At 41.7% G+C, this 223-nt stretch carries 1 pseudogene; it reads right to left on the bottom strand.

The features are described from left to right. Window positions 1-223, bottom strand: a pseudogene (locus CWC17_RS18980) (TonB-dependent receptor); the annotation flags it as partial.

Raw genomic sequence — 223 nt, 5'->3', positions numbered from 1 at the left:
AATAAATTGCTTAACTGCGGCGGGGTTATTTTAAGCGTTAGCTGGGTAAATAACGGGTTTTCGTGGCCGTTTGTTAGCGCGGTTTTGAGTTGTGTACGCCTTGAGTTTTGAATTCTAAATTCTAATATATCTGTTGGGTTGTACACAGAGCCGAGTGTTAAAGGGTGATCAGGAATGATTAACGCGTAAAAGCTTGCATCAATATCGGCAGCGCGATAGTTTT

This window comes from Pseudoalteromonas sp. S3785 (assembly GCF_005887365.1).
Lineage (GTDB): Bacteria > Pseudomonadota > Gammaproteobacteria > Enterobacterales > Alteromonadaceae > Pseudoalteromonas.
This window is presented reverse-complemented; position numbering and strand designations above follow the sequence as displayed.